This window comes from Bacteroides sp. D22, from assembly GCF_000163675.1.
In the GTDB taxonomy this organism is placed as follows: Bacteria; Bacteroidota; Bacteroidia; order Bacteroidales; family Bacteroidaceae; genus Bacteroides; species Bacteroides xylanisolvens.
This window is the reverse complement of record NZ_GG774798.1, coordinates 296,399-306,836: the sequence shown is the minus strand read 5'-3', so window position 1 is coordinate 306,836 and position 10,438 is coordinate 296,399. Positions and strand designations below refer to the sequence as shown.

The window sequence follows — 10,438 nt, the reverse complement described above, 5'->3', positions numbered from 1 at the left end:
CTTATTCTTAAATATAAGAGAAAGCATTGGGCGGTAGAAAATGGATTGCATTGGCAGTTGGATGTTACATTTAATGAAGATGATGGAAGAAAAATGATGAATTCGGCACAAAACTTTTCCACTTTAACTAAAATGGCATTGACCATTTTGAAGAATTATCAGGATGAAGACAAGAAGACTTCTGTCAATAGGAAAAGGAAGAAGGCTGGATGGAGTGATGAGTATCTAGCTAATTTGATAAACAACTTTATTAAAGCGTTTTAACTCGTGCGTTTTCCCTGAAAAACTTTAAGTTTATCATCAAACCACTACCGTGGTTCATTTAAATCACAGTTGTTATCCAAGTAGATCACTTTTGTCATTTGATTAAACCACGAAAGTGAATCAACAATAACTCTTCGTCAAAGATACGATAAAAAATAGAGAAAAGGACGATAAGAAGCCGCCTTCTTCAGTCAAGTAGAAATTTATATTTTTTCCGGAGAAACACTTGCAAACCGGTATCATCCTATAGTACATTCGCAGTATCAGTGCTGAACAATAAACCGATTTTAATCACTTAAAAATAGAAAAAACAATGAATGCAATAACATTGATATGGAGACAGGTATTGAAGGAACTAAAATTGTTTCAAATGAAGGAAAACAAAGAAGATGCAGTTGAGAAAACAGACAAAGAGCCACAGAAAACGCTAAAATGTCATGAAGATAAATATACCGTTCCCCTGCCGGACACAGCACCGCCTACTGGAAGGGAGAAAGAGACAGAACGAAAACAACCGGTCCGATTAACCCAAGAGGTACGTACATTCCTGCAAAAACAGTATGATTTTCGTTACAACCTATTGACGGAAGAAACGGAATATCGTCCTGCCAACAAGCGTGCCGTTCCTTTCGAACCTGTAAGTAAGCGGGAACTGAACACTTTCTGCATGGAAGCACACGACCAGGGCATATCCTGCTGGGATAAAGACTTGAGCCGTTACATTTATTCCACTTGTATTCCTAAATACCATCCTTTCCGGCTTTACATGGAGGAACTGCCCGGCTGGGATGGGACAGACAGACTGGAAGCTTTGGCGCAGCGTGTCTCTGACAATCAGCTCTGGATAAAAAGCTTCCATACCTGGATGCTGGGACTCACCGCCCAATGGTTAGGCATGACGGGAATACATGCCAACAGCGTAGCCCCCATACTTGTCAGCAGCGAGCAGGGACGACAAAAATCCACATTTTGCAAGGCACTGATGCCGCCGGCACTGTCACGTTATTACATGGACAACCTGAAACTGTCTGCACAAGGAAAACCCGAAAGGTTACTTGCCGAAATGGGACTTCTGAACATGGATGAATTTGACAAATACGGAACGCAGCAAATGCCATTATTGAAGAATCTGATGCAAATGGCAAACCTGAATATCTGCAAAGCTTATCAAAAGAATTTCCGCAACTTGCCGCGCATCGCTTCTTTCATCGGTACAAGCAACCGTTTTGACTTGCTCACCGATCCCACCGGTAGCCGGCGATTCATCTGCATTGAAGCAGAACATTTGATCGACTGCGAAGGTATCATGCACGATCAGATCTATGCCCAACTGAAAGCTGAACTGCTCTCCGGCATCCGCTACTGGTTCACAAAAGAAGAGGAACGGGAACTGCAACGCCACAACGCCGCTTTTTATCATCCGTGTCCGGCAGAGGAAGTCTTTCATGCCTGCTTCCGGATAGCTAAAGATGATGAAGAGGGAAGCGAACGGCTCTCGGCTTCGGACATATTCAGAAGACTGAAAATGTATAACCCCGCTGCCATGCGTGGAAGTAATCCGGCTACGTTCGCGCAAGTTTTGCTTGCGGCAGGTGTCACCCGCAAACATACCAAATATGGAAATGTGTATCTGGTGAAACCGATGAAAGCGGCATAAAGCTTCTGACAGAGGAAGGATTCACCCGTAAGAGACTGGGAAATAACAGTTTACAAAGGGGTGAAAGAGGTGAAAAGAGAAAGAGGACATTAAGAGGGAAATAGGCTATAAACAGTAAGATTTTGAATAGAAAATCAGAAAAGACTTGATTATCTATTCAAAATCTTATTGTTTCCGGATATTTATCCTACTATCCATTTACTGCCCGGTATAAACGAGATTATCTTAGTTGTTACCAAACAACAGATAAACGTAACCACTGCGATACATGGTATAGCGGCAACAGTGGGAAGCGCCAATGTATCTTTGAACACAGTCACCCACAGTCCGAGCCAGAATATGTGCATAAGATACATACCATAGCTAAGTTTCGATGTTTCCGTCACTAACTTGGGAGCTTGCGGACGTTTGATACATGTAAACATAAGGAATGTACCCGTTGTGAGAAGCACACAGTTAATCGTACAGAAAGCCCATCCTATTTCTATTACAGGTGTGGAATGGAGTTCGCCGGGTATAGCCTGCACATAGAATGAATAAATAGTCCATACAGCACCGATTACCATTAAAATGATTCCTACAGTGAAACGTTTGGAACGGTTCCAGGTAAGATGTACACGAATGTAATGTGCCAGAACAAGATAGCCCAAATAACCGGAGAAGTACCACAACATGTGGTATTCATTCCAGAAACATTGTCCCCACACTTCACCGCACCAACGATTGAGATAAGGCATACAGGTTGACAACAGGAACAGCCCTATAAAGAAACGCTCTTCTTTAGCCGTGGCTTTTCTCAACCATGGGGATATAATTGGGATAAACAAATAAAGGCTTATCAGAGGATACATAAACCACAAGTGTCCGGCTAGCGTCGGAAAATTCAGGAATATCCGCGACAAGTCCTTCATAGATGTTTCTCCGTCTATCTGTCCCCACAGCATAGGTAGAGTGCTGTACAGTATCATGAATATGAAAAACGGTGGAAGGATGCGAAGACAGCGCTGGCGATAGAATTGCCACATAGACTGCTCTTCCTTCATCGGTGCAAGCAGGAAGGCAGAGACTATCATGAACAGGGGTACCGCCATACGTGAAAAACCGTCGTACACTGATACCCATAGCCGGTCTACTTCATTTGCCAAAAAAGACTGCGGACCTGCCATATCAGTGGCTCCGGGAGCACAGTAGAAATTTTCACTGGCATGAACAAGGATGACGAGAAAGCATGCAAACACACGGATGTAATCTAAAAAAACAATACGTTTCATTTATTCTAAGTTTTCTAGTTATTAATTTATTCTTTTGTGTTCGGGAACGCAGAGATTCTCAACCGTGCCGCACCCATAGGGATCAATGTTATTTCTTCTTTATCACCTTTCACCGCATCTTCTTCCGGCAATACGCCACACAGTCCTGTTTCGTCTATCTTCCATTCAGGAACCGGACGACCGATAGCTTTTACTTCTAAAGGTACACTGGCTACTGTGAAAGGATAGTTGTCAGCCGGCCAGGATTTACGGATGACCTTGAAATTCTTCAAAGGTTCTTTCTTATCCAATACCAATGAATAATTCCAAGGGCTATCTGGATAGATTTCAGTAGTAGGCCATTTCTTCGAATCAGCACCTTTCTGCCATTTTGAATCACCGATAGCAGTCTCGCGGCTGTCTTTCTCTACATATTTCTCTGCAATCTTAAGAGACAAAGTCAAAGGTCCGTAATCTACGCTTACGCTGTTTTTATTCACCTGCCAGGTACGCATAGACAAAGACATCGGAAGAGTCAATTCCACACAATCACCATTCGCCCACTCGCGATTGATGCAAAGATATTTTCCCGCTACAGGAGCTGCACTTACCTTCTTGCCATTCACCCGCACTTCCACCTTTTGAGTCCATGAAGGAATACGAAGATAAAATGGAAAAGCGACCTTTTCATCGGTAGAAACAGTGAAGGCAATGCCTTCTTCAAAAGGATAATTTGTCTCTTCGTGAAGAGTGATTTCCTTGCCGTCACCCACTTTCACTGTAGCTTTGCAAGCTGCATAAATAGCTGTTGCCACTCCGTTGTCGGGAGTTGCCAATACCAGATGTTCGGTGAAGTAAGGCCAGCCCTGTGCATGATTATGTTGGCAGCAACGACTGCTGAAAGGATTCATCGAAAGGAACGGGCCACGATTGTCAATGCCCGGATGATGGTTCTTCGAATCACTGATGGCATGGTTCGGACAAGTGATATAACGCAATGCCTTGAAATCGGGCATCACGGCAGCCGGATAAGAGTTGAACGCTACTTCTTCACAGTGTTCAGCCCACATGGGATCTCCTGTCATGCAAAGCATGATTTCATCGGAAGCCATTTGTTCTACCAAACCGCAGGTTTCCACTCCCTGTCGGGGATCGATATATCCCAGACGAGCATTTTCGTCCGCACCGAACATACCTCCGGGAACCTGTCCAAAAGTACGCCGTATCAGATGATGGACATTATAAGAGGCTTTCAGCATCGCTGAATCTCCGGTCTGCATATAATAAGTGGCAGGTTCACGGAAACATTGGGCGATATTTACATTGTGCCAGTTAGGTAAGGAGGTGGATTTCGTCCAGTCGGCTGTGTTACGGTGAATCTTCTCGGCTAATTCGAGTAGGAAAGCATCCCCAGTATGGTTGTAAAGCCAGTAGATACTGATGATGTTATCACCGCCACGGCTTTTCTCCCAATAATCTTCCAGAAGTTGGTCATCGGGAACAGTCATCTGCCACTTGAAGTAATTCGTCATCAGGTCAATGACACGCTGATCTTGAGAATACTCATAATAAGATTGCAGACACCAGAGCATAATCATCTGTGCCCAAAGTTCGCGTTTGCCGTTACGTTCATTGACCGGACCGAAATAGCCATCCGGCTGGCGACTGGCAAATACACCTTCAATCCAATATTTGGTTTCTTCAATCATCTTCGGGTCATTCAGGATATATGCTAGATTGCCATACCCTTTGAGCCAGTAAGGAACTTCCTCCCAGCCGTGATCGCCACCAGTTGTCAACCAGGCATTATTATCCTTTTCCAGCCAAGCGCTGATTTCTCCCAAATGTCCGGTCAGACCGTCACGTTGCAACTCCAGATACTTCTTCACCCATCCTTCGGGCTGAATACTACCTACCGGCAACTTTATAAAATTCAACGGTCGAAGCGGAGCGCGATACCCGATATAATTGGTATTGACGGACTGTATGTCCGGTCGGTCCACTACCGTCACCGTACCACAAGAAGAAGCAGGCGCACAAGCTGTAACCGCCACTCCAAGCACTATCGATGCAAAAAGTCCTTTCGTTTTATTTTTCTTCATTTCGTCTATTCTACTACTTCCGGAAATCATCCTAATTTCCCTATGAACCCAATTGAGCACTAACAAATTACATTAAAATAAAGAACGGATAATCTCTAATCAGACAACCCGTTCTTCAATGGCATGAACTGCCTTTATAACCTATTTATCAACAGAGAATTTGAAGATACATTGGCTTGTATACTTTTCGCCCGGGCGAAGTACAGCCGACGGCCATTCCGCTTTGTTCGGAGTATCCGGATATTTCTGTGTTTCGAGACATACGGAAGCACGTTGGTTGTAAGTAATGCCTTTCTTTCCTGTCAGTGAACCATCGAGGAAATTACCTGCATATACCTGAATACCCGGTTCGTTAGTATAAACGTCGAGTACGATACCAGTCTTCGGTGATTTCAAAGAAGCGCATTTACGGGTTACGTCACCTTTCGTGTTCAACACCCAGTTGTGATCGTAGCCATTGCCATTTTTCAGCTGTACGAAATCATAGTCGTTGATACGTTCGCCTACCGGAGTCAGGGTGCGGAAATCCATCGGAGTTCCTTCTACCGGAACGATCTCGCCAGTCGTCATGAAGGTACTGTCCACCGGAGTATAATAGTCCGCATCCACCATCAATAAATGACCGGAGTTGTTGCCGGCATCGCCTTCAAGATTAAAATAAGAGTGGTTGGTCATATTTACAATCGTCGGTTTGTCTGTTTCCGCTTCGTATTGAATATCGATGGCATTATCGTCCGTCAGTTTCATCACCACTTTACAAGTGATGTTTCCCGGAAAACCTTCTTCACCATCTTCTGCACGGTAAGTCAACTGCAATTCCTGCGGATTCAACAATGCAGCATCAAACACCCGGTATTGGAATCCTTGCGGTCCGCCGTGCAGACAATGACCGTAGTTATTGCGGGGAAGCTGATATTCTACACCATCCAAGGTGAACTGTCCCTGATTGATACGATTGGCATAACGTCCGATAGTCGCACCGAAATCCGAAGGCTTGCTGATATAGTCCTGAATAGAATCGAAACCGAGAACAACGTCACGCATCTGTCCGTCTTTGTCGGGAACCATCACTGAAACAATACGTCCACCGAAGTTCGTGATACAAACTTCCATGTTGTTCTTGTTACGCAGAGTGAACAAATCAGTCTTCTTTCCATCTACTTCTGTCTGGAATTTACTCTGCAATAAACCGGAATCTGTAGCCTTTTCAGCTTTCGGAGTACAAGCTGCCATTAAAAGGGCGGCAACTGCCCATACACATAACTTTTTCATGATACAATTGGTTTTTAACTATTAGTTTTCAGCTATTCATATTTAGATGCAGACGACGCGGATAACACGTTTTTTCTGATTTTGCACCAGAAAAAGAACCGCATCATCCGCGTTATCCGCGTTCAATTTACTATGTCAGCATATTACTGTATACTATTCAATAAATCTACCTTTCCTTCATTAACCAACTTCAAAATCAACTCACCGAAAAGAGTATTCTGCCAGGCAAACCATGCACGGGTAAAATTCTTCGGATTATCCTTATGGAAAGATTCGTGCATAAAACCGGTACCGGCATCGGTGTCCATCAACATCTTGATACAGGTTTTGATTTCGGCATCATTCTGACTTGTGAAGGCTTTCATCATAATACTCATCGGCCACACCATATCATAACCGATATGCGGTCCGCCGATCCCTTCGCCTGCCTTGCCTTTAAAGAAGTAAGGATTGTCCTCACTCCATACAAAACGGCGGGTATTCTGATAAATCGGATCGTTTACATTCACATCACCCAAATAAGGCATCGCAAGCAAACTCGGCACATTGGCATCGTCCATCAGATGATGATTTCCAAAACCATCTACCTCGAATGCATAGATTTTACCATATTTAGGATGATTATACACCGCATATTTCTTTAAAGCTGTTTCCACCTCCTGCGCCAAGTCCTTACATTCTTTAGACAAAGCCGTTTTCTTATTTACCGTCTCCAAAATCTCGGCTGCCTTACGCAAAGAAGATACGGCAAAGAAATTGGAAGGAACCAGGAATTGAAGCGTAGTAGCATCGTCCGAAGGACGGAAACTGGAAACAATCAAACCGACTGGTTTCACCGGTGCTCCCAGACCGTCATTGCTCACAGTATCCAGTGCACGTTCCGTCTTACGTTGGAATTTATAAGGACCTACTCCGTCTTTGCGTTGTTGCTCTTTGAATGTTTTCAGTACATTAGTGATTGCCTGAATCCATTCTTCGTTGAATATGCTTGCATCTCCGGTAGTCTTCCAGTAATGATAAGCCAAACGCAAAGGATAACACAAGGAGTCAATTTCCCATTTACGTTCGTGCAATTCCGGCTTCATGTCTGTAAGGTCACTCATCCAATGACCGTCAGGAATAGCGCCGTCATTAAAAGCATTCGCGTACGGATCGATATTGATACATTTGAACTGGCGGAGAATAACACCTGCCAGCATTTCTTTTAGTTCAGGGTCTGCATTAGCTAATTGCACATAAGGCCATACCTGTGCACCGGAGTCGCGTAGCCACATAGCATGAATATCACCCGTATATACGAACGTATCCGGTTTGCCATCGCTTCCTTTACGGAAATGTACGGTTGTATCCAGTGTATTTGGGAAACAGTTGGTAAACATCCATGCCAACTTCGCATTCTTCAAAAGTTTCTGTACACGGAGAATCTCCTTCTCTACCGCATTGGAACGGAACAAACGATTGGATATTTCCGGGCGGTTATCTTTCTGAATGGCATCCGCCAGACATACATGCATTTCCGTCATACGGTTGGAGGCTTGCAGCTCCCCGCCACAGAGAAGCATACCTGCGCTGATATATTTGATCTGTTTCTTCATGATTACTTCTTCTTTTTAAATTCGTTAGAGAAAGAATAAGGGAAATCGGACTCTTTGGTACCACGTTGCTGATTGGGTTTCGCATCCATTTTGTAAGAAATGCTAGCGCCATTCAACAGGTCCTGATGGGTCAGATAGTTTTTGGTATATTCTTTACCGTTCAATGTCATTGATGAAATGTAACGCTTGTCGTCTCCGTTATTCGGAGCAGAGATAGTCACCGTCTTTCCGTTTTCCAGATGCAGCTTCATCTCCTTGAAGTAGGGAGTACCCAAGACATATTCATCCGTACCCGGACATACCGGATAGAATCCCATTGCCGAGAATACATACCAGGCAGAAGTCTGGCCGTTGTCCTCATCACCGCAATAACCGTCGGGAGCAGGAGTATAAAGTTTGTCCATCACTTCACGAATCCAATGTTGCGCTTTCCAGGGTTGGCCGGAATAGTTGTACATATAGAGCATGTGCTGAATCGGCTGGTTGCCATGTGCATAGTTGCCCATGTTCATAATCTGCATTTCACGGATTTCATGAATAACGGCTCTATAATAACTTTCATCGAAAATCGGAGGAAGGATAAATACAGAATCCATCATCTGGTTGAATCCGTCTTTACCTCCCATCAGGTCAATCAGACCTTGAGGATCGTGGAATACCGACCAGGTATAATGCCAGCTATTACCTTCCGTAAAGGCATCCCCCCACTTCAACGGATTGAACGGAGACTGGAACGTACCGTCTTCATTCTTGCCACGCATCAGTTTGTGCTCGGGATCGTAGAGATTCTTATAATTCATTGCACGCTTTGCAAAGATTTCAATCTCTTTTTTCGGTTTCTTCAAGGCTTTACCCAATTGATAGATACACCAGTCATCGTATGCATATTCCAGTGTACGGGCTGCATTCTCGTTAATACCTACATTATAAGGTACATATCCCAATTTATTGTAATACTCATGTCCTAATCGTCCGGTAGAACGAACATTCGGATGCACTGCATTCGCTCCGTGTTTCACGGCTTCCCACAATGTCTCGATATCGTATCCTTTCAATCCTTTCAGGTAAGCATCGGCAACGACAGAAGCGGAGTTGTTTCCAACCATGCAACCTCTGTGTCCCGGACTTGCCCATTCCGGCAGGAATCCGCTTTCTTTATAAGTGTTCACCAGTCCTTCCTGCATCTTTGTGTTCATGGATGGATACATCAGGTTAAGGAATGGGAACAGACAACGGAACGTATCCCAGAAACCGGTATCGGTAAACATATATCCCGGAAGCACTTCACCGTTATAAGGGCTGTAGTGCATCACGTTTCCTTTAGCATCTATCTCGTAGAAACTTCTGGGAAATAATACTGAACGATACAGACAAGAGTAGAAGGTACGCAAATGATCGATATCATCGTCTTTCACTTCAATACGTCCTAAAACATCGTTCCATACCTTGCGGCCTTTCGCTGCAATCTGTTCAATGTTGTCCGTACCCAGCTCTTTCAGGTTCAGTTCCGCCTGTTCAGGGCTGATAAAAGAGGAAGCTACACGCACATTTACCTGTTCGCCCTTGCGGGTTTTGAAACCGATCAGTGCACCGGCATGATTGTCTGTCGCTTCCAGTTTGTTGGTGTCAATCACACCACTGGCTACGGCAGCCGTATAAGTAAACGGTTTGTCGAATACCAGTACAAAGTAGTTTTTAAAGTTGGCAGGAACACCACCGCTGTTTTTAGTGGTATAACCGATAATCTTGTTCTCCGAAGGGATTACTTTCACAAACGAGCCTTTATCAAAAGCGTCTACCACTACATAAGAGTGGTCGTTTTCGGGGAAAGTGAAACGAAAAGCAGCCGCTCTCTCTGTCGGAGCAATTTCGGTCACTACATCATGATCGGCAAGATATACTTTATAATAATAAGGAGTAGCCGTTTCAGCTTTATGAGAGAACCAACTGGCACGCTCATCCTGATTAAATACTGCCTTACCGGTTACCGGCATGATGGCAAATTGACCGTAATCATTGATCCAGGGACTTGGCTGATGGGTTTGTTTGAATCCTCTGATCTTGTCAGCGTCATACGTATAGGCCCATCCATCGCCCATTTTACCAGTCTGCGGAACCCAAAAGTTCATTCCCCAAGGCAGCGCAATGGCAGGGTAAGTATTTCCGGTAGATAATGCGTGCTTTGACTGCGTACCAACCAGCGGACTAACATAGTCCACCGGTCCGGTAATTGTTTTTGCAGTCATAGCCCATGCACTAAGTAACGTAAAAGCGAATAGAGCTAGTTTCTTCATGGTA

At 44.3% G+C, this 10,438-nt stretch carries 6 protein-coding genes and 1 pseudogene; 2 read left to right on the top strand and 5 right to left on the bottom strand.

Annotation, left to right across the window (positions count from 1 at the left end; translation table 11 throughout):
* Positions 1–264 (top strand): annotated as a pseudogene (locus tag HMPREF0106_RS19095) (ISAs1 family transposase); the annotation flags it as partial.
* A 313-nt stretch (positions 265–577) separates the two neighbouring features.
* Positions 578–1,921 carry a VapE domain-containing protein gene (locus HMPREF0106_RS19100; protein ID WP_009039179.1) on the top strand — a complete coding sequence of 448 codons (1,344 nt, stop codon included), beginning with the start codon at positions 578–580 and terminating at the stop codon, positions 1,919–1,921.
* 182 nt (positions 1,922–2,103) lie between these two features.
* Here the strand turns inward: HMPREF0106_RS19100 and HMPREF0106_RS19105 are convergent, their stop codons facing one another.
* The 5 genes from HMPREF0106_RS19105 to HMPREF0106_RS19125 all read right to left on the bottom strand — a co-directional run bounded on the left by HMPREF0106_RS19105 (position 2,104) and on the right by HMPREF0106_RS19125 (position 10,434).
* The gene (locus tag HMPREF0106_RS19105; RefSeq protein WP_009039178.1) at positions 2,104–3,192 is read right to left on the bottom strand and encodes an acyltransferase; all 1,089 of its coding nucleotides are present in this window, start codon (positions 3,190–3,192) and stop codon (positions 2,104–2,106) included.
* 26 nt (positions 3,193–3,218) lie between these two features.
* Entirely contained in the window at positions 3,219–5,273 is a 2,055-nt protein-coding gene (locus tag HMPREF0106_RS19110; protein WP_032851060.1) for a beta-L-arabinofuranosidase domain-containing protein, read from the bottom strand.
* 141 nt (positions 5,274–5,414) lie between these two features.
* Positions 5,415–6,545, bottom strand: a complete 1,131-nt coding sequence (locus HMPREF0106_RS19115) for an aldose epimerase family protein (RefSeq protein WP_009039176.1) — start codon at positions 6,543–6,545, stop codon at positions 5,415–5,417.
* Positions 6,546–6,688: 143 nt separating this feature from the next.
* Positions 6,689–8,107: a glycoside hydrolase family 125 protein gene (locus HMPREF0106_RS19120; RefSeq protein ID WP_050427850.1), complete on the bottom strand. Its 1,419-nt coding sequence runs from the start codon at positions 8,105–8,107 to the stop codon at positions 6,689–6,691.
* A gap of 35 nt (positions 8,108–8,142) precedes the next feature.
* The gene (locus HMPREF0106_RS19125) at positions 8,143–10,434 is read right to left on the bottom strand and encodes a GH92 family glycosyl hydrolase (RefSeq protein WP_004309552.1); all 2,292 of its coding nucleotides are present in this window, start codon (positions 10,432–10,434) and stop codon (positions 8,143–8,145) included.
* Between the last annotated feature and the right edge of the window lie 4 nt (positions 10,435–10,438).

Bases quoted from the DNA above. Each gene is read 5' to 3' on its own strand.
- HMPREF0106_RS19100 (WP_009039179.1), top strand. From the start codon at position 578: ATGAATGCAATAACATTGATATGGAGACAGGTATTGAAGGAACTAAAA.
- HMPREF0106_RS19105 (WP_009039178.1), bottom strand. From the start codon at position 3,192: ATGAAACGTATTGTTTTTTTAGATTACATCCGTGTGTTTGCATGCTTT.
- HMPREF0106_RS19110 (WP_032851060.1), bottom strand. From the start codon at position 5,273: ATGAAGAAAAATAAAACGAAAGGACTTTTTGCATCGATAGTGCTTGGA.
- HMPREF0106_RS19115 (WP_009039176.1), bottom strand. From the start codon at position 6,545: ATGAAAAAGTTATGTGTATGGGCAGTTGCCGCCCTTTTAATGGCAGCT.
- HMPREF0106_RS19120 (WP_050427850.1), bottom strand. From the start codon at position 8,107: ATGCTTCTCTGTGGCGGGGAGCTGCAAGCCTCCAACCGTATGACGGAA.
- HMPREF0106_RS19125 (WP_004309552.1), bottom strand. From the start codon at position 10,434: ATGAAGAAACTAGCTCTATTCGCTTTTACGTTACTTAGTGCATGGGCT.